We start from the raw sequence: 16,866 nt of genomic DNA on the forward strand, positions 1-16,866 counted from the left end.
GCTGGCGAGGCCTGCGCCACAACGTTGCGGCTTTCGCGTTACATCCGCGAGGGGAAGCGCAAAGCATCGTGTGGCATCACGCAGATCGCCGCGGCGCGCCGGACGCGCGCACAAGGCCCTCACATGGCAGGCCCTCAGCGAAGCAGCTTGCGCACATCCTGTTGCCAGGACGGTTCGCCGCATCCGGACGGGTTCTCGGGACCCATCAGCGTGAAATAGCCCCTGCCCTTCATGCACGCTTCATAGGCCCGCACCTTGGCGCACTGCCCCGTGCCGGCCTGTTGCGAGGCGGCCTTGCATTGCGCGATCGAGCGGTCCATCGGACCGAAGTCGAGGGAATCCGGATTCGCCGGGGATACGGTATCGGGGCCGCCTGCCGAGAACTCGACCGGGCCGGTGCAGCCAGCCAGCAGCGCCACGGCTGCGGATAATGCGACAGTGGGAACAGACCAACGGGATTTCATCGCCCGGGCTCCAATGCATGATGGAAGTGGATGATACGCCGATCCCTGCTGTCGTACGCCCCGCACCTCCTTGCCCATTTGCGCGGAGCCAATACACTGGGTCAATCGGCCTCCGTCCCGGATGCCTGCCAACCAGGAATCAACATGAAGATTGACCTCTCGGGCAAGATCGCCCTCGTTTCAGGATCCACCGCCGGCATCGGCTTCGCCGCGGCAAAAGGGCTCGCCGGCGCGGGCGCCCGCGTGATCGTCAACGGCCGCAGCGAGGCCACGGTGGGCAAGGCCCTGGAAACGCTGCGCGGCGCCGTGCCCGGCGCCGATGTGGCGGGCTTCGTCGGTGACCTTGCCGACCCCGAAGCCTGCATCCGGCTGGTGGCGCAATACCCCCGGGTCGATATCCTGGTGAACAACCTGGGCATCTTCAAGCCGCAGGACTTCTTCGAGACGCCCGACAGCGAGTGGACCCGCTTCTTCGAAACCAACGTCATGTCCGGCGTGCGGCTGTCGCGCGCCTATGCGCCGTCGATGGCCGGGCGCAAATGGGGGCGGATCGTGTTCGTCTCGTCGGAATCGGCGCTGAATATCCCCGCCGACATGATCCACTACGGTTTCTCCAAGACCGCGCAACTCGCCGTTTCGCGCGGGCTGGCCAAACGGCTCGCCGGCACCGGCGTGACGGTCAACGCCGTGCTGCCTGGCCCCACGCTGTCCGAAGGCGTCACCGATATGCTCAAGGACGCGATCGCAAGCACGGGGCAATCCGCCGAGGAGGTGGCGGCGGATTTTGTGAAGACGCACCGCTCGTCTTCCATCATCCAGCGCGCCGCCACCGTCGAGGAAGTCGCCAACATGATCGTGTATGCCTGCTCGCCCCAGGCATCGGCTACCACTGGCGCCGCGCTGCGCGTGGATGGCGGCGTGGTCGATACGATCGCCTGACCCGCGGCCGGACCGGCGCGCGGTGGCATGGCGGGCGGCGGCACCGTCTTGCGCTTTGCATCGATTCCCTATAGGCTAAAACTACGATTCAATTCATCTTAGTTAAGTCATGTCCCACATCAGCACAGGTGTCGAATACGGACTGCATTGCCTGCTGTTCCTCGTGGACCCGCCGCCGGGCACCAAAGGCGCCAGCGTGCGGGACCTCGCCGACCTGCAAGGCGTGCCTGTCGAATACCTCGCCAAGCTGTTCACCAAGCTTGCCAAGGCCGGCCTGGTGGTGGCAACCGAGGGCATTCGCGGCGGCTTTTCGCTGGCGCGGCCGGCAGGGAAGATCACCGTCCAGGATGTCGTGGAAGCCATCGACGGAGACAAGGCACTGTTCGATTGCCGCGAGATCCGCTCGCGCTGCGCGCTGTTCGAGGATGCGCCGCCCGCCTGGGCCACGCGCGGCGTCTGTTCCATCCATGCGGTGATGCAGGCGGCGGAAAAGGCCATGCGGCAAGAGCTGTCAAAACATACCCTCGCCGACCTGGCCGAACGGACCCTCGCCAAGGCAAACGCCAGCTTCGGGCCGCATGTGGTGCAGTGGCTGACGGACCGCGCCACGCATCGTCGCGGCGACCGCGACACGGATACCAGGGACTAGGCCAAGGCGATTCGGCCGACGCCAGCAGGTAAAGGCCGGACCGTCAGCGCAATTGACGGTCCGGCCTTTACCTTTGCCCTTGCTATCCTGCCATCAGGACATCCGGCAACGCCGCGCGAGCGAACGTTGCCGGGCTTCCGATCACGCCACCACGATGCGGTTCGGATCGGCCGCGGCCAGTGCTTCCGCGCGATCGGCGCTGGGCGGATAGATCCACTCCGAGTTGATCTGGCTCTTCAGCTTCTTGGCATCGGCACCCACGAGCCTGACTTCGCGCTCCCAGCCCTCGGTATAAATCGCACCCCACGGACCCAGGTCCAGGCAGGTGACGTACTTCGGCTGGCTGTACGGGATCGGCGCAAGGCCGAGCAGATCCGCCGCCACATTGTGTCCTGCCGAACGGCCAAGGTTCATCGCGTGCTGGCACGACATCGCGGCGTAGTTGCCTTCATCGTCCGTCGCGGCATAGGCGACGTCGCCGGTGGCGAACACGGTGTCCACGCCCTTGACGCGCAGGCTGCTGTCCACGTGCAGGCGGCCGAACGCATCGCGCTGCGCGGGGATCTGCTGCGTCAGCGAACTCGCGCGCACGCCGGCAGTCCAGATCACCGTCCTGGCATCGATGCGTTGTCCGTCCGCGGTGGTCAGGCCATTCTCGTCGACGGATGCCACCGCGGAGCCAAGCCGCCAGCTGACGCCAAGTGCATCGAGTGCCTGCGTGATAACGGGGCGCGGCCCGGCACCGAGTTCGGCCGCCACTTCGTCGTTGCGATCGACCACGATGACGTTCACGTCGGCGTCCTCCCCCAGCACCTCGCGCAGGCGCGCCGGCATTTCCGCGGCTGTCTCGATGCCGGTGAAGCCGCCGCCAGCCACCACCACGGTATTGCGCGCAAGGGATGCGGGATGGTCGGCCAGACGCTTGATATGCGCCTCCAGCTCGGCCGCTTCATCAACCTGGTCGACGCTGAATGCGTGCTTGTCCAGGCCGGGGATTTGCGGGCGGAACAGGCGGCTGCCCGTAGCCAGCACAAGGCGGTCATACGCCACGGTGGAGCGGACCTGATCGACGCCGACCACCTCGACTTCGTGGCGGTCCGCGTGGATCCGCTCCACCGTGCCCTGGATGAACCTGACGCCAACCGCATCGAAGATCTCCTTGAGCGGCGCCCGCATCTGCGCGGCACCCACTTCATAGAGGCGCGGACGCACATGCAGCTCCGGCTGGGGGGCGATCAGCGCGATCTCTATGCCCGTCTCTCCCTGCTGGTCGATCAGGCGCGCCGCGCTCAGGGCGCTCCACATGCCGGCAAAGCCGGCGCCAACTACCAGGATACGTTTGGTCATCGTGCCACTCCGTTGAATTGATACGTGCTTTCACTCTGCTGGACCTCCTTGCGCCATGCGCGGGCTTTGGTCCGTGAAGGAAGGGGGAAAGGGCCGGGCTGCGCCACAAGCCCCTCCATAACTCCGATTCTATGAGTCGTAGTTATGGAATTCAAGGGATTTTTTTGCACGGCGAAGCCTGTGCTGCGAAAATCTCGTGCGGCGTGAACGAAGGGACTCACCCGACCGCACACGGCAGACGGCGGAAACCGCGATACTTCGAACCTTGGTTTTTGGGCAAGAAAAGCCCGGCGTATCGGTATGAATGCCGGAGTTCGTCACTCAGGAAGAGGACGGCGAGACACGCCAGGCCCTCTCGCGAGGTGCCGGCGTGATGGCTCGGCGTGATGGCTTAGAGCTTCTTGCTCATGTAGAGCCGGAATGACCCGACAGGAAAATCCTGCAAGCGACCGAACTCCGCATAGCCGTGCCTGGCGTAGAACGGCGCGGCCTGCCATTCGAACGTATCCAGGCAGGCATTGTGCGCACCCAGTTCCCTGGCGCGCGCCTCGGCATCGATGAGCAGGCGCGAACCAAGCCCCGCGCCGCGCGCTTCCTCCGCGACCCAGAGGACGTTGATCGACAGCCACTGCATCATGACGTAGCTGTTCAGGCCGCCGACTACCTCACCCTGCCCGTTCCTGGCGACAAGCCAGACCGGCTGGCTTTCGTATTCGCCGATTGCCGCGTAGTTAAAGCGCCGCAAGCGCGCGCCAACATCCCGGGCTTCCTGTTCGGTGGCGGTACTGATCTGGACGATGGACATGAACGCGGCGGCTAACGGCTGTATTTTCCGATCACGCTCTGGCCGCCGAGCGCGTGGCCCTTTAGCGCCGACATCAGTTCCTCCCTGGTCAGCCCCGGCGGCAGCGCGGAGGGCGGAAGGTCCGTCGCAATGACGGTCAGGGTGTAATGGTGCGGCGCATCACCAATCGTGGGACAAGGCCCGCGATAGATCATCTCGCCCCTGACGTTCTTGCCTACGGTGGCGCCGTGTCCGTCGGCCTGCGCCTCGCCCTCCTTGAGCTGCCCGCGCTCGGCGGCAATGTTGTACGCAACCCAATGCGAAACGCCGAGTCCCATCGCGCCATCGGGATCCGAAAGCAGCACGGCAACCGACTTGGCGCCGGCGGGAAGATTCGACCATGACACCTGCGGCGTCACGCCCTTGCCACCGCAATCATTCGTATTGTTGCCATGCAGCACAGGGATCGTGGCGCCATCCGCAAACGACGCCGAAGACACCAGCATGCCTGCCGCATGGGCAATGCCGGCACAGGTATAAAACAGTGCGCCGGCCAGCGCCGCGAATCGTGTTCTAAGCAGTTTCATTTTTTGTCTCCGTCAATGAAATGAGTGGAATGTATGCGCAAGGCGCCGGCTAATCTGCGCGTATACCCTCTGGCATTCGCGATTGCCAGCACGGTGATTCCGGATTTACCATGGACTTGATCGTGCTCCAGGCAGTTAATGCGTCCGGACGGCGTCCGGTGATGTCATTAGATATAACGTTAAAAATATAACGATTAAAGGAGACATCCATGCAAGATTATCAAAGCCTCGTTTTTTTGTGCGCTATTGGCCTTGTATGCCTCTATGTATTGCTCGGTACACTCGCCCAATCCCGTGCGATCAAATTCGGTGCGCCGGCGATCGTCTCGGTCCTGATGCTGGCGTTCTCCGTCTCGCCTTGGCACGTGGTGGGGTAAGTCCACCCACGCGATGGGACAGGTGCCGCGGCGGCCATCCGCGTCGAGCCGCCGCGCGGAAGGCCATGCTGCGCGAACGGTCCGTTCAGTGCATTCTTGCGGGATTCGATGCCTTGCAGGCTGCGTCCGGCGCAGCCATTGCCTAGCCCGCCCTGGCGGCCCCGTCGACACGCGTGCGGGGCTCGCACCCGACTACCCGATCATTGCCCGATTGCCCGATTGCCCGGGGGCCCTCCCTTCCCAGTGACCGGATCCATCATCCGGTACACATTGTGCGATGCGGCGGCGCACAATCTTCGCGGCCGGACGTATTCGGCACAGCTTGGCTACCCCAGCCAATGCAACCCGCCCCTGTGCTGAACCATGGCGCCACTGGCAGCCACTGGCAAACGGGTTCAGCCAGGCTGGGAACTTTGGCCATTGCCGGGCGCACCGGCGTGGCCCAGAATTTCGCCAGACCCTGTCCGGACGGACGGCTGCCATTCACAAAAGAACACCAGGAGACCACCATGCGCGACTACGCCGAGGCCATCGCCGGCTTTTCCTATGAGGCATCGATCTCGGAGCGCCTCAGCGGCAAGCTCGATGCCCTCAACGCCTGCGTTGAATGCTGCGACCGCCATGCCCTGCCCGGACGCATCGCGCTGTTCTGGGAAAGCCGCGACGGCACCAGCGAGACCTACACCTTCACCCAGCTGCAAAAACTCTCCGCCCGGTTCGCCAGTTTCCTGAAGGCGCAGGGCATCGGGCCGGGCGACAGGGTGGCGGGCTTGCTGCCGCGCACGCCGGAGTTGCTTGTCACCATCCTGGGTACATGGCGCGCAGGCGCGGTCTACCAGCCACTGTTCACTGCCTTCGGGCCGAAAGCCATTGAACACCGGCTGCAGGCCTCGGGCGCCCGCCTCGTCGTCACCGATGGCGCCAATCGCGGCAAGCTGGCGGACGTGGCGAACTGCCCGGAAGTCCTCACCGTTGGTGGCGCCAAGGGCCGCGGCCTTGTGCACGGCGACTTCAGCTTCTGGGCGGAACTCGATCGCCAGCCCGCGGACTTTGAACCCGTCTTGCGCAGCGGCAGCGATCCGTTCCTGATGATGTTCACCTCCGGCACCACCGGCCCCGCCAAGCCCTTGCTGGTACCGCTCAAGGCCGTCGCCGCGTTCGCGGGCTATATGCGCGATGCGGTAGACCTGCGCCCCGAGGATGCCTTCTGGAATCTCGCCGATCCGGGCTGGGCCTATGGCTTGTATTACGCGGTGACCGGACCGCTGGCGCTGGGGCATCCCACCACCTTCTACGACGGCCCGTTCAGCATCGAGAGCACCTGCCGCATGATCGAAAAATACGGCATCACCAACCTGGCCGGCTCACCTACCGCCTATCGCCTGCTGATCGCGGCGGGGCAGGCCGTGGCCGGTCCCCTGCGCGGCAAGCTGCGCGCGGTCAGCAGCGCGGGCGAGCCGCTCAACCCGGAGGTGATCCGCTGGTTCGCCGGCGAGCTTGGCGTCACCATCCACGATCACTACGGCCAGACCGAGCTGGGCATGGTGCTGTGCAATCACCACGCGCTGCGCCACCCGGTGCATCTGGGCGCCGCCGGCTTTGCCAGCCCCGGCCATCGCGTGGTAGTGGTGGACGATGAAGCGCGCGAGCTGCCGGCTGGCCAGCCAGGCACGCTGGCGCTGGACCTGGAGCAGTCGCCGATGTGCTGGTTCGCCGGCTATCACGAAACACCGACCGGCGCATTCGTCGGCAAGTACTACCTGACCGGCGACACTGCCGAGCTGAACCCGGATGGCAGCATCAGCTTTATCGGCCGCGCCGACGATGTCATCACCACCTCCGGCTACCGGGTCGGTCCGTTCGACGTGGAGAGCGCGCTGATCGAGCATCCGGCCGTGGTCGAGACTGCGGTGATTGGCAAGCCCGATCCCGATCGCACCGAACTGATCAAGGCTTTCGTCGTGCTCGACCCGCAATACCGGCCAAGCCCGGAACTGGCCGAAGAACTGCGCCTGCATGTGCGCAACCGCCTTGCCGCGCACGCCTATCCCCGCGAGATCGAGTTCGTGGCCGAACTGCCGAAAACGCCCAGTGGCAAGGTCCAGCGCTTCATCCTGCGCAACCAGGAAGTGGCGCGGCAGCGCGAGGCGCAAGGACAGGCGTAGCGCCGCCGGCGGCAGTAACGTATGGGAGGGCGCTGCCTGGCAGCGCCCTACTTTCTTCATCACCGCTCCCCCCTCGCTTTCCTTCCCCTCCTGAACGCCTCCATGTGTGGCCGGAACCGCTTCCGGCAAGCCGCAAACACGTCCAATTCCATCGAACGAAGTCATCGACTCCTTCGCATGGATTATTGAACTACGCGGTCCATAATGCTTTCACGCACCACACACACCGATAGACGTTCCCAGGAGAACACCATGAATCGCTTTGAAGGCAAAACCGTACTGGTCACCGGCGGCAACAGTGGCATAGGCCTGGCGACCGCGCAAGCGTTCGCCGCGGAAGGGGCGCGCGTCATTGTTACCGGCCGCGATGCAGCCACGCTGGAAGCCGCCAGGCCCACGCTGGGCGCCAACGCCCTGGCCATCCAGAACGAAGCCGGCACCGTTGCCGCGGCCCGCGCGCTCGCGCAACGTCTTACCGACGAGGGCATCCGGCTCGACGCCATGTTCATCAACGCGGGCATCGCCAGGTTCGCGCCCTTGCCCGAGGTCGAGGAAGCCATGTGGGACCAGACCTTCAATACCAATGTGAAGGGTCCCTTCTTCCAGATCCAGGCGTTGACGCCCCTGTTCAACGAAGGCGCTTCCATCGTGCTCAACGGCTCGATCAACGCACATATCGGCATGCCGGCGTCGTCGGCTTATGCAGCCAGCAAGGCGGGCATCATCTCGCTGGCCAAGACCCTCTCCGCCGAACTGCTGCCGCGCGGCGTACGCGTCAACGTGATCAGCCCGGGTCCGGTCAGCACGCCGATCTACGGCAAGCTCGGCCTGGATGCCGACACGCTGGCCAACACCGCGGCCCAGATCAAGAGCCAGATTCCGCTCGGCCGCTTCGGCGACCCGAAAGAAATCGCGGCGACCGTGCTGCACCTCTCATCGGCCGAGTCGGCGTTCATCGTCGGCACCGAGATCGTGATCGACGGTGGCATGAGCCAACTGTAAGGCGGGAGCCAGCCGACCGTACCTAGCGCACAAGGAGTCTTTCCATGAGTGAAACCATTGCCTTTATCGTCCATCTGCCGGGCAAGCCGGAGCATCGCGACGAACTCGAATCCGGCCTGCTTGACGTCCTGGAGCACATGGCCAAGGAGCCGGATTTCATCAACACTTTCCTGCATCGCTCGGCCGACGATCCGGATACGCTCATCCTGTATGAGACCTGGGCCTGCAGCCGCGAGTATTTTCAAACGCATCACCTCGCGCGCCCTTACCGCAGTGCCTATGAGGCAGCGCTCCCGCGCCTGCTCAAGCGGACGCGCACGCTGGAGTTTCTCAAGCCCGTGCGCGCCTTCGAAAAGCCCGCCGCGTAAGGGCATGGAGATATCCGTTGGCTTCGGGGCGCCGGCCGCGGCGGGAACAGGGCGAAGGCTAGCCGGAAGTGGATGACTCCGTCTCCCCGCCGGCACACGCGCCACGGCGACGGCGCTGGCCGCCGCGCTCAAGCAGACGGGTCATTGCCCCGGTGGCCCAGCGCGCGCCCCGCCGCAGCCTGTAGCCCGCCAGTCCCCAATGCGTATGGACGATATGGAGGCTGACCGTAGCGCCGGTGACACCAGTGCCGCAGGACTGCTTGCCATGCTGGCCGGTGCCGAAGTTGAAATCGAAGTGGTTATCGAACGCCCACTTCACGCAGTAGTCGATCAGCAGGGCGCCGGGCGACAGCCTTGAATACGCGGCGTCGTAGGTATTCATGACCAGATCGACGCTGTTGCTCCGGATCCCAAGCAGACTGATTGCCAACGGCATGCCGTTCAGGGTCAGGACAAAAAAGCAAAAGGGCTGCGATTGCCTGCCGCCTTGCGTCATCAGCCGGATCAGGAATCTCCAGCTGTCGTCCGACAACAGCCGCGCGCTCTCTATATCGCCGTGCTCAGCCCACTGCCGCTTGTGGAGCCGCAGCCAGCCGACAAGGGACTCTGCCCGGTTGTCGCTGTGATCGAGGATCGCGACCGCGACATCACCCTGGCCCGCGATCCGGCGCCTCAGGTAATCCGGCAGCTTTTGCGTGCGCCCGAAGCGCGGGCGGCAATATGCGGGCCACTCGGCCCGCTCGCGCGGCAGAACCGCCGGGGTCGTCCCGTCCAGCCGGCAGGCAACGCGGCCACTGCTGCTTGCGCACCGGTCAAGCAGGGAGCCGCTACGGATGCGAGGCAGGTAGACCAGATCGGGTCTGGCCAAGGCAAGCATGGCTCGCCAAGTGGACGCAACCACGTCGGCCACATCCGGGCCCGGCTCCACAAGCATGTCATGGGGCGGATTGCAGTCTGGCCCCAGAGGCTGTATGAACCGCCACCACAGCTTGCGGTACATGACCAGGGGCCAGAGCGCCACGAGCCGGCCCTGCCGGCGCCCGACCACGCATTGCAGTTTGCGGCCATCGACGGTGGCGTCCAGGCTGCCGTGACAGTAGGCAAACGTCTGGAAATGCTCGCCCTTTGCCTTGTGCCACAGCGCATTCCATTCCGGCTCCAGCGCGCGAAATGCCTGGACGTCACTGATCACCTCATGCGTCACGGCGTCGGTCGTCATTTTGATTCCGTGCGACAAGAGAATAGACAGCCGCATCTTAGCGGCCGTGCCTTGCCATCGAACGTGCGCTCACCAACACAGCGCCACCGCCGTGGGCGGCGCAGGTGCGGCCTGCTGAGCCCGCCTCCTGGTCCGGGCCGAGGTCGTGATGTCACCCTGACAAGACAATGATGCCTGGCAGAGTCAAGGGCACTGTGCCGCCAAAAGCACCCCCACGAAGCGGGGGCATCCGAAAGTCGACCTTGCTGCACAGCAACAGCATGGATCCTGCTTTTGTCCGGGTATCTCCCTAGGGGCTATCCAAATAGAGGGCTCTAGAATTTGCCCTTGGATGGTGCACTGCGCAAATCAGTGATACCGCCACCCTTCCTAATCAGATATTCGACCCGGTCCGCCCGACATCACATCCCGTGCATGCCGGCCTGGCAGCCGGGCGATTCACAGGAGAACACGCATGTTCGCTTTTTCGTCCGACCAGTTCGCCGAAGCCCAGAAAGCCCATTTCGCCAACCTGTTCGCGCTGACGAATACGGCTTTCGACGGTTTCCAGAAACTGGCCGAGCTGAACCTGCAGGCAGCGAAATCGTCCCTTGCCGAAAGCCAGGGCAACATCGAGGCTGCCTTGTCCGGCGGCGACCTGAAGGACGTATTCAACGCACAGGGCAGGTTCGCGCAGCCGGCGGCAGATAAGGCACTGGCGTATGCGCGCCATGTGTACGAAATTACCTCGGGCACGCAGGCCGAACTCGCCAAGGCAGTGGAAGCGCAGTACGAACAGCACACCCGCAGCGTGCAGACCTTTGTCGACACGTTCGTGAAGAACGCGCCGGCAGGCTCGGAAGCGCTCACCGCCCTGCTGCAGCAGACGGTTGCCGCCGCCAACAACACTTACGAATCGGTGCAGAAGGCCACGAAGCAAGCCGCTGAAACGGTCAAGTCCAACTTCGAAGCATCGACCGCCGTGGCGTCCGGCGCGGCCCAGCAGGCCTCGCGCCGCACGGCCAAGCAGTAAGCATCCATGCGGCGCAGTGCGGGAGACCGCGCTGCGCCGCGGTCGGCATGGCACCGATCCCGGCAGCATGCCTGGAACCGGTGTCCCGCCCTGAGCCTGATCGCATGTGCCGGCGCTCGCCTGGTGTCGATCAGCGCGCCCGCCGTAGCTTGCCGATCGCGCAAGCGTCTTCGAAGACCGGTAGTCAGTGCAGATGCCCGCCGAACAGCCCGAGCAGGCCGATCACGATCAGGTAGATCGCCACGATGTAGTTCAGCAACCGCGGCATGACCAGGATAAGAATGCCCGCGATCAGCGAAATCAACGGGCTGGCGTTCGTGATGGCGATCATGGGGATCCCCTCCACAACGATATACGCAAAGGCATGAAACAGCGGCGCGGCTCGCCAGTGCAGGACCGCGAGCGATCCGCACTGGCAAGGCCGTCCGCAACGGGCTTATGGCTTGCGCTTACTTGCCCTTGCCTTTCATCAGGTTCTTCGCCTCTTCGATATTCTGCTCCGCGCGCTTGGTGATCACGGCCAGCGCCTCGGCTTGCGATTTCTGCGCCATCTCCGCCAGTTCGCGCATGTTATTGAACGCCGTCTGCAGACCCTGCTGCACGAATTCACCCTGCTTGGCCATCGCCTCGGCCGGATTGCCGCCGGCGGTCATTTTCTGGGCCGCGGCCTGGATCTCCTGCATGGTCTTGCTCAGTATCTCCGTCTGCTTCTGCACCAGTGCCTGCATGCCTTCGTAGGCGACCTTGTTGGCCTCCGTGATGGCGTCGATATCCTTGCGCCGCGCTTCGATCACCGAAGTCATGTCGACCCCCGGTAGCTTGTACTGCTCAAGCAACTTGCTGAAATCGGTGAACGGATTTGACGTTGTAGCCATGGTGCATCTCCTCGCTGGGGGGTAGGTGAAGCAGGAAACCGGCCGCGCCAGCCGATGGGTTTTCTATCCCAACGCCGCGCGGTAGCTCAAGTGTAGCGCGTGCCGCACGGCACTTGGAGATCATTGCGGCACCGACGCCTGCCGGGCGCCCGGCAATGCACTTGGGAACGCCGTTGCGTCCGGCACGAATCGCCCGCCACCGTTCGAATTCGGCGAACACCGCCTTCAAGACAATGAACTGGCTCCGCAGAGGTGCCGCCGATACACTCGCCCGCACTATCACTACCTGTCCCGGGGAGAGGCCATGCATCATCAGGCCGTGGCTGGCACCAAGGTGGAACGCCCCGGCCAGCTGAAGCTCGTCAAGGACATTCATTTCAACAGACCGCAGCAGGACGGACGAAGCCATGAGCCAAGCAGATACCAAACACTACGCCGGCGTGGAGATCAACGCCCTAGGCATCGCGAGCCTCACCATCCGTGAGGCGGGCTCGCTCAACATCCTGAGCACGCCGGTGATCGCCGCGCTGACCCAGGCGGTGAACGAGCTGGCCAGCCGCGACGAGATCCGCGTACTGATCGTGCAAGGCGCCGGAGAAAAAGGCTTTATCGGCGGCGCCGATATCAAGGAAATGGCGGCTCTCACCCGCGAAAGCGGCGAACGCTTTATCAGCGGCCTGCGCGGGCTTTGCGACGCGCTGCGCCACTTCCCCGTTCCGGTGATAGCGCGCATGCCGGGCTGGTGCCTCGGCGGCGGCCTGGAACTGGCACTGGCCTGCGATATCCGCATCGCCGCGGACAATGCGCGCGTCGGCATGCCAGAGGTCAAGGTGGGCATCCCCTCCGTCATCCACGCCGCGCTGATGCCCCGGCTGATCGGCAACGCACGCGCCGCATGGATGTTGCTGACCGGCGAAATCTCCGATGCCCGCGAAGCGCTGGCGTGGGGCCTGGTGAGCAAGGTCGTGCCGCTGGCGGAACTGGACGCCGAGATCGAACGCATTGCTACGCTGCTGGCTGGTTTCGGGCCTGCCGTGGTACGGCAGCAGAAGCGGCTGCTGCGCGAGTGGGAAGAGTCGTCACTGGACGTGTCCATCAATAACAGCGTGGCGGAGTTTGGCAGCGCGTTCGAAACCGGGGAACCGCAGCGCTATATGAATGCGTTTTTGCAACGCGAGCGGTAGCGCGCCGCCAGAAGCCGGGACGGGGTGAAGACTGTCCACCAGCATGAACAGTCTGTCCCGGCAGCTCCCTTTTCCACAATGTCCTTATGAGGCTACATTGACGCCGCCGCGATGACCGAGCCCTTGGGCCATCGCAAATCATAAGGAAATTCAAGCAATGAAATCTCGTGCATGGCTGGCGCTGTTGCCGCTTATCCCCGGTGCTGCGCTGGCGCAAGGCAGCATCACGCTCTACGGCGTGGTCGATGCCGGTATCGAATACCTGAGCCACGTGCCCACCGCCGGCGGCGGCAGTGCCTCCACGGTGCGGATGTCCACCGGCAATCTCTCCACCTCCCGCTTTGGCCTGCGCGGCACGGAAGATCTCGGCAGCGGCCTGAAAGGTGTGTTCGTGCTGGAAAACGGATTCGACCTGGACACGGGCAAGGTCAACCAGGGCGGCCGCCTGTTCGGCCGCCAGGCGTTCGTCGGCCTGCAGAACCCGTACGGCACGCTGACCCTCGGCCGCCATCAGACCCTGCTGTTCGACTTCTCGTCGGCGTTCGACCCGATGGTCATCTCGACGCGCTATTCATTGCTGATGCACGACAAATGGATGTCCGGCCGCGCCGACAACTCCGTCAAGTTCACGGGCACCACGGGCGGCATCTATTACGGCCTGCTCTACAGCACGGGCTATGACAGTACCGCCGGCGGAGAAATCCCCGGCGCCTCCAAAGCCGGCCGTGAATGGAGCGCAAGCCTTGGCTACGCCAATGGCCCGTTCTCGACGCGCATGGCCTACGACGAAGTACGCGGCAGCACCGCAGCCCTACAGGACAATCGCGAGCGCCGCGCGGCGGTGGGGGCAGCGTTCGCCTTCTCGCAACTCAAGGTCCTGGCAGGCTACCGCTATTACAGCGGCGACTTCACCACCAGTTCGCTGCGCACCAACCTCTACTGGGCGGGCGTGCAGTACCAGGCAACGCCGGCACTGTCGCTGACAGGCGCTGCGTACTATACGGACGTGCGCAACTCGTCGGCCGATCCCTACAGCTTTGTGCTGTCCGGCACCTACGCGCTCTCCAAGCGCACCGACCTCTACACGATCCTCGCTTATGCGAAGAACCGCGATGGCTCTGCGATGGGATTGTCCGGCTTCGGGCCGTCGCTCAACCCCAGCGCCACGACCCTCGTCAACGCCACCGAACAGGTGGGTACCGGGCAAAGCCAGCTCGGTGCGATCGTTGGCGTGCGGCATCGCTTCTGAGAATCCGCGCGCGGGCTGCGGACAGCCCGGCGCGAATCTCCCATATCGACATTGGCCCGCTTTGGCGGGCGTTTTTTAGTCTTTATCGATTGAAGCCGTCTGGCCTCCGGCCTTGCGACCCGCGCCCAACGTCTTACTTCTCCGGCATGGCCGATGAGTGATGGCTTGTAATCAGCCATTGCGCCCCATCCCAGTGATACGTATAGGTATAGCGGGCCTTAACGACGGCGCCGGTTCGGGAGAAAGTGAACGTGTAAAGCCCGGAATCGACAGCGGAATTGCACCCCAGTTCAATGCTGCGGAAGTCGATCTTTCCGGAGGGACCGTCCTGTAGGAAGTAATTGAAATAGTCCTCTCTCTCCGCGACCGTCAAGCGAGGCTTGTTGGATACCGTCGGAAGAAGAATTGAGCGTTCCGCATAGTTGGCGACCACCTTGTGGGGATCCCCTGTTTGCAGCGACCGGTTCCACCGATCGAACAACGCCGCAATCTCCTGCTCTGACGTGACCTTGCAGCTTTCCGTTCGCGATGCCTGAGCGTTGCCCGGGATACCCTGGTTCGTGGCGCATCCGGCGAGCGCAAGCGCCAGGACAGCAATGCTGGATAGTTTCATGGCAGCGTTCTCCCGAGTTGCAACCTGCAGTCGTTGCGTTGGAAGCCCGTCGTGGCGCAGGCGCCAGGCGGCAAGGTCGCGGCTGCAGCCGCGAACTCGATTCGCCTCGTGATTTCCCCGCCCTGTTAAGGCTCTGGCAGATTCTGGTGCAGTTTTCCCAGGCGAGACATCATCCAGAAGTAGGAGAGCGGCGGCGGGAACTGATAGAGCACTTGCCGGCGCGTTTGTCGAACGTGTCAGGCATTGAGCATCTCGCTGGGAAACGCCGATGCGCCTGTTCGCCAGCCGCCGCACCAATCACATGCGACGTCGAAGGAAGTGCACTACCGCACGCGTTGCCAACCGCGCGCTTGCCGCCCCACGCAACCATCGACTATGTTGAACCTCAAGGCCGACGTGGCCACTGCCATGAGGAGCGATGATGAACAGGGTCACAGGACACCTGGCCGTGCTCGTTGTCTTGGGCCTGTCCGCCTTCGATGGCGCGCAGGCATCCGACATCAACTGTAAGTCAGCGCCGGGCGCGGGATCGGTCCGCTGCGAAGACCCACACGGCAACGGGACAAGATGTACGCAGGTGACCGACAACCGCCCGCGTAACAGGCACCTGGTCTGCGATGACCCGCAGCTCTCGATGCGCTACGAGCGCATCTACGCCGAGCAGCAGAGGCTGCTGCGGACCGGCGTCACGAACGATGCCGACGTCGGCGCCTGGCGCATCGAAAGGGATGCCTGCGGCTCCGTGCGCTGTCTTGATAACCTGTTCCACCAATGGTGGCGGTGGCGGGATGCTGCCCGCATCAAGCCGGCATCGCGATCCGTCCCGCCAGGGACAACCGTTGCGGCGCCCGTCCCGCCAAAGCAAGAGCCAGCACCTGCCGCGGAAGATCGGGCGACGCCGGCTCAGTTGATTGCCATGCAAGAGAGCCCGCAACCGATCGGGCCAACACCGCCGACGGCTGCCTCCTTTCAGGCCTCGCCGACCTCGATCGCATCCGGGCAAGCTATGCCCAAGCCAGCAGGCACCGTCGGATTGCCGGGCCTGCTGACAGGCTTCGCCGCCTTCGGCATTGGCGCGGCCTGCCTGTGGAAACGCAAGCGCGATCGGCGCGCCTCGCCACAACATGAACAGCCTTGGACCCTCTCAACGTCCATGGCGATCGTCTATGGCTTGCTCATCGTGAATGCGCTGCTTCTGGCGTTCACGCTGGGGTTGAGTTAGACACCTCCCCGCTATCGGGGACGCCGCCCTCGCGCGTTCCGGGGTGTGACCAGGGAAACCGGGGCCAGGCGCTCAATGAACCTGTGTGTAGCCCTGCCGCACATGTCCAGCAACAATGCGGGCAGACCCGCCTTGCGGGGTCCATCGACGTCATGGACTTCGAACATCTCCCCAAACCACATTCCAACCAGAACGAAGTAAGGCGGCCGCATCAGACGGAAGGTTCGGTCGCTCATCGAGCTGGGCCCGAACGCGGCTGGAGCCGGTGTCAGAACACGCCAAGCGCTAGACCCGCCGCCAATCCGGCACCTAGTTCGGCACAGCGCGCAAGGTCTTCCGCGCCGATCTCCTTGCGCGCCAGAATGCGTTCCGGCGTCTGTGCATGGGTACAGATGATCAGGCCTGGCGCCACACACTTGAGGCGCCAGCCAGTGGCGATGCGTTCGACCTGACGCAGTGCGTTCTGCCCGTCGCTGCCGGCACAGATCATGGCCACGTACGGTCGGCCATTCACACGGTCAAGTGCCGCGTAGTAGCAGCGATCGAAAAAGTCTTTCATCATCCCGGACATCGCAGCCAGGTTCTCCGGCGTCGCGAACAGATAGCCATCGGCTGCCAGCACATCGTCCGGACCGGTCTCGGCCGCACGCTGCAGCTTGACTGCGACGCCAGACTGCATGCGCGCCGCATCGGCTGCCGTCTCGGCCATCTGCTGTGTTCCCCCGGTCATTGTGTGATAGATGATCAGCAGCGTCTTCATTCGCTCCCACTCGCCGTCCGTCGATACCGCACCGACTGTATCACGCCCCC

General features: G+C 64.0%; 20 protein-coding genes. 10 read left to right on the plus strand and 10 right to left on the minus strand.

Annotated features, from left to right (window positions below; all coding sequences use genetic code 11):
- Nucleotides 1-134: 134 nt before the first annotated feature.
- The gene (locus AC1DT6_RS14385; RefSeq protein WP_441627580.1) at nucleotides 135-464 is read right to left on the minus strand and encodes a hypothetical protein; all 330 of its coding nucleotides are present in this window, start codon (nucleotides 462-464) and stop codon (nucleotides 135-137) included.
- Nucleotides 465-608: 144 nt separating this feature from the next.
- On the opposite strand from AC1DT6_RS14385, the gene AC1DT6_RS14390 reads away from it, so the two are divergent.
- Nucleotides 609-1,403, plus strand: coding sequence for an SDR family NAD(P)-dependent oxidoreductase (locus AC1DT6_RS14390; RefSeq protein WP_441627582.1), 795 nt, complete (start codon nucleotides 609-611; stop codon nucleotides 1,401-1,403).
- Between the two features lie 109 nt (nucleotides 1,404-1,512).
- Nucleotides 1,513-2,052 (plus strand): RrF2 family transcriptional regulator, encoded by a 540-nt coding sequence (locus AC1DT6_RS14395; RefSeq protein WP_441627584.1) that lies wholly within the window; start codon nucleotides 1,513-1,515, stop codon nucleotides 2,050-2,052.
- A 141-nt stretch (nucleotides 2,053-2,193) separates the two neighbouring features.
- On the opposite strand, the gene AC1DT6_RS14400 is transcribed toward AC1DT6_RS14395, so the two are convergent.
- The 3 genes from AC1DT6_RS14400 to AC1DT6_RS14410 all read right to left on the minus strand — a co-directional run bounded on the left by AC1DT6_RS14400 (nucleotide 2,194) and on the right by AC1DT6_RS14410 (nucleotide 4,770).
- Complete coding sequence (locus tag AC1DT6_RS14400) at nucleotides 2,194-3,399, minus strand: NAD(P)/FAD-dependent oxidoreductase (protein WP_441627586.1); 1,206 nt, start codon at nucleotides 3,397-3,399, stop codon at nucleotides 2,194-2,196.
- Nucleotides 3,400-3,790: 391 nt separating this feature from the next.
- Nucleotides 3,791-4,204 (minus strand): GNAT family N-acetyltransferase, encoded by a 414-nt coding sequence (locus AC1DT6_RS14405; RefSeq protein ID WP_441627589.1) that lies wholly within the window; start codon nucleotides 4,202-4,204, stop codon nucleotides 3,791-3,793.
- Nucleotides 4,205-4,215: 11 nt separating this feature from the next.
- The gene (locus AC1DT6_RS14410) at nucleotides 4,216-4,770 is read right to left on the minus strand and encodes a YbhB/YbcL family Raf kinase inhibitor-like protein (protein ID WP_441627591.1); all 555 of its coding nucleotides are present in this window, start codon (nucleotides 4,768-4,770) and stop codon (nucleotides 4,216-4,218) included.
- A 209-nt stretch (nucleotides 4,771-4,979) separates the two neighbouring features.
- Here AC1DT6_RS14410 and AC1DT6_RS14415 point away from each other — a divergent pair, with 209 nt between their 5' ends.
- From AC1DT6_RS14415 to AC1DT6_RS14430, 4 genes are all read left to right on the plus strand, one after another.
- Nucleotides 4,980-5,147, plus strand: a complete 168-nt coding sequence (locus AC1DT6_RS14415; RefSeq protein WP_441627593.1) for a hypothetical protein — start codon at nucleotides 4,980-4,982, stop codon at nucleotides 5,145-5,147.
- A gap of 509 nt (nucleotides 5,148-5,656) precedes the next feature.
- Complete coding sequence (locus tag AC1DT6_RS14420; protein ID WP_441627595.1) at nucleotides 5,657-7,312, plus strand: AMP-binding protein; 1,656 nt, start codon at nucleotides 5,657-5,659, stop codon at nucleotides 7,310-7,312.
- Between the two features lie 252 nt (nucleotides 7,313-7,564).
- Nucleotides 7,565-8,314 carry an SDR family oxidoreductase gene (locus AC1DT6_RS14425; protein ID WP_441627597.1) on the plus strand — a complete coding sequence of 250 codons (750 nt, stop codon included), beginning with the start codon at nucleotides 7,565-7,567 and terminating at the stop codon, nucleotides 8,312-8,314.
- Nucleotides 8,315-8,358: 44 nt separating this feature from the next.
- A complete protein-coding gene (locus AC1DT6_RS14430; protein ID WP_441627599.1) occupies nucleotides 8,359-8,682 on the plus strand; it encodes a putative quinol monooxygenase in 324 nt (107 codons plus the stop codon).
- Between the two features lie 58 nt (nucleotides 8,683-8,740).
- Here the strand turns inward: AC1DT6_RS14430 and AC1DT6_RS14435 are convergent, their stop codons facing one another.
- Nucleotides 8,741-9,901 carry a GNAT family N-acetyltransferase gene (locus tag AC1DT6_RS14435; protein WP_441627601.1) on the minus strand — a complete coding sequence of 387 codons (1,161 nt, stop codon included), beginning with the start codon at nucleotides 9,899-9,901 and terminating at the stop codon, nucleotides 8,741-8,743.
- Between the two features lie 454 nt (nucleotides 9,902-10,355).
- Here AC1DT6_RS14435 and phaP point away from each other — a divergent pair, with 454 nt between their 5' ends.
- Nucleotides 10,356-10,913, plus strand: a complete 558-nt coding sequence (gene phaP / locus AC1DT6_RS14440; RefSeq protein ID WP_441627603.1) for a TIGR01841 family phasin — start codon at nucleotides 10,356-10,358, stop codon at nucleotides 10,911-10,913.
- Between the two features lie 184 nt (nucleotides 10,914-11,097).
- Here phaP and AC1DT6_RS14445 read toward each other — a convergent pair whose 3' ends face one another.
- From AC1DT6_RS14445 to AC1DT6_RS14455, 3 genes are all read right to left on the minus strand, one after another.
- A complete protein-coding gene (locus tag AC1DT6_RS14445; RefSeq protein ID WP_082094789.1) occupies nucleotides 11,098-11,244 on the minus strand; it encodes a DUF3096 domain-containing protein in 147 nt (48 codons plus the stop codon).
- A gap of 118 nt (nucleotides 11,245-11,362) precedes the next feature.
- Complete coding sequence (locus AC1DT6_RS14450) at nucleotides 11,363-11,788, minus strand: phasin family protein (protein ID WP_045236975.1); 426 nt, start codon at nucleotides 11,786-11,788, stop codon at nucleotides 11,363-11,365.
- Nucleotides 11,742-12,164 carry a hypothetical protein gene (locus AC1DT6_RS14455; protein WP_477102693.1) on the minus strand — a complete coding sequence of 141 codons (423 nt, stop codon included), beginning with the start codon at nucleotides 12,162-12,164 and terminating at the stop codon, nucleotides 11,742-11,744. Before AC1DT6_RS14455 ends, AC1DT6_RS14450 begins: the two co-directional genes overlap by 47 nt.
- A gap of 31 nt (nucleotides 12,165-12,195) precedes the next feature.
- Between AC1DT6_RS14455 and AC1DT6_RS14460 the strand changes: the two genes are divergently transcribed.
- Together AC1DT6_RS14460 and AC1DT6_RS14465 are read left to right on the plus strand one after the other, a co-directional pair.
- A complete protein-coding gene (locus AC1DT6_RS14460) occupies nucleotides 12,196-12,972 on the plus strand; it encodes an enoyl-CoA hydratase (RefSeq protein WP_441627606.1) in 777 nt (258 codons plus the stop codon).
- Nucleotides 12,973-13,129: 157 nt separating this feature from the next.
- Nucleotides 13,130-14,221, plus strand: a complete 1,092-nt coding sequence (locus tag AC1DT6_RS14465; RefSeq protein WP_441627608.1) for a porin — start codon at nucleotides 13,130-13,132, stop codon at nucleotides 14,219-14,221.
- Nucleotides 14,222-14,354: 133 nt separating this feature from the next.
- Here AC1DT6_RS14465 and AC1DT6_RS14470 read toward each other — a convergent pair whose 3' ends face one another.
- On the minus strand, nucleotides 14,355-14,834 hold the full coding sequence (locus AC1DT6_RS14470; RefSeq protein ID WP_441627610.1) for a DUF4440 domain-containing protein: 480 nt from the start codon (nucleotides 14,832-14,834) through the stop codon (nucleotides 14,355-14,357).
- Nucleotides 14,835-15,252: 418 nt separating this feature from the next.
- Between AC1DT6_RS14470 and AC1DT6_RS14475 the strand changes: the two genes are divergently transcribed.
- On the plus strand, nucleotides 15,253-16,056 hold the full coding sequence (locus AC1DT6_RS14475) for a GntR family transcriptional regulator (protein ID WP_477111326.1): 804 nt from the start codon (nucleotides 15,253-15,255) through the stop codon (nucleotides 16,054-16,056).
- Nucleotides 16,057-16,324: 268 nt separating this feature from the next.
- Here AC1DT6_RS14475 and AC1DT6_RS14480 read toward each other — a convergent pair whose 3' ends face one another.
- Nucleotides 16,325-16,816: a flavodoxin family protein gene (locus tag AC1DT6_RS14480; RefSeq protein ID WP_441627614.1), complete on the minus strand. Its 492-nt coding sequence runs from the start codon at nucleotides 16,814-16,816 to the stop codon at nucleotides 16,325-16,327.
- Nucleotides 16,817-16,866: the final 50 nt, after the last annotated feature.

This window comes from Cupriavidus sp. 01L45 (assembly GCF_056399885.1).

What these genes read in the sequence shown, in the direction of transcription:
- AC1DT6_RS14405 (WP_441627589.1), bottom strand. Translation starts at nt 4,204, where the DNA reads ATGTCCATCGTCCAGATCAGTACCGCCACCGAACAGGAAGCCCGGGAT.
- phaP (WP_441627603.1), top strand. Translation starts at nt 10,356, where the DNA reads ATGTTCGCTTTTTCGTCCGACCAGTTCGCCGAAGCCCAGAAAGCCCAT.
- AC1DT6_RS14420 (WP_441627595.1), top strand. Translation starts at nt 5,657, where the DNA reads ATGCGCGACTACGCCGAGGCCATCGCCGGCTTTTCCTATGAGGCATCG.
- AC1DT6_RS14460 (WP_441627606.1), top strand. Translation starts at nt 12,196, where the DNA reads ATGAGCCAAGCAGATACCAAACACTACGCCGGCGTGGAGATCAACGCC.
- AC1DT6_RS14445 (WP_082094789.1), bottom strand. Translation starts at nt 11,244, where the DNA reads ATGATCGCCATCACGAACGCCAGCCCGTTGATTTCGCTGATCGCGGGC.
- AC1DT6_RS14455 (WP_477102693.1), bottom strand. Translation starts at nt 12,164, where the DNA reads ATGAATGTCCTTGACGAGCTTCAGCTGGCCGGGGCGTTCCACCTTGGT.
- AC1DT6_RS14390 (WP_441627582.1), top strand. Translation starts at nt 609, where the DNA reads ATGAAGATTGACCTCTCGGGCAAGATCGCCCTCGTTTCAGGATCCACC.
- AC1DT6_RS14470 (WP_441627610.1), bottom strand. Translation starts at nt 14,834, where the DNA reads ATGAAACTATCCAGCATTGCTGTCCTGGCGCTTGCGCTCGCCGGATGC.
- AC1DT6_RS14425 (WP_441627597.1), top strand. Translation starts at nt 7,565, where the DNA reads ATGAATCGCTTTGAAGGCAAAACCGTACTGGTCACCGGCGGCAACAGT.
- AC1DT6_RS14475 (WP_477111326.1), top strand. Translation starts at nt 15,253, where the DNA reads ATGATGAACAGGGTCACAGGACACCTGGCCGTGCTCGTTGTCTTGGGC.
- AC1DT6_RS14400 (WP_441627586.1), bottom strand. Translation starts at nt 3,399, where the DNA reads ATGACCAAACGTATCCTGGTAGTTGGCGCCGGCTTTGCCGGCATGTGG.
- AC1DT6_RS14395 (WP_441627584.1), top strand. Translation starts at nt 1,513, where the DNA reads ATGTCCCACATCAGCACAGGTGTCGAATACGGACTGCATTGCCTGCTG.
- AC1DT6_RS14435 (WP_441627601.1), bottom strand. Translation starts at nt 9,901, where the DNA reads ATGACGACCGACGCCGTGACGCATGAGGTGATCAGTGACGTCCAGGCA.
- AC1DT6_RS14465 (WP_441627608.1), top strand. Translation starts at nt 13,130, where the DNA reads ATGAAATCTCGTGCATGGCTGGCGCTGTTGCCGCTTATCCCCGGTGCT.
- AC1DT6_RS14410 (WP_441627591.1), bottom strand. Translation starts at nt 4,770, where the DNA reads ATGAAACTGCTTAGAACACGATTCGCGGCGCTGGCCGGCGCACTGTTT.
- AC1DT6_RS14480 (WP_441627614.1), bottom strand. Translation starts at nt 16,816, where the DNA reads ATGAAGACGCTGCTGATCATCTATCACACAATGACCGGGGGAACACAG.
- AC1DT6_RS14430 (WP_441627599.1), top strand. Translation starts at nt 8,359, where the DNA reads ATGAGTGAAACCATTGCCTTTATCGTCCATCTGCCGGGCAAGCCGGAG.
- AC1DT6_RS14385 (WP_441627580.1), bottom strand. Translation starts at nt 464, where the DNA reads ATGAAATCCCGTTGGTCTGTTCCCACTGTCGCATTATCCGCAGCCGTG.
- AC1DT6_RS14415 (WP_441627593.1), top strand. Translation starts at nt 4,980, where the DNA reads ATGCAAGATTATCAAAGCCTCGTTTTTTTGTGCGCTATTGGCCTTGTA.
- AC1DT6_RS14450 (WP_045236975.1), bottom strand. Translation starts at nt 11,788, where the DNA reads ATGGCTACAACGTCAAATCCGTTCACCGATTTCAGCAAGTTGCTTGAG.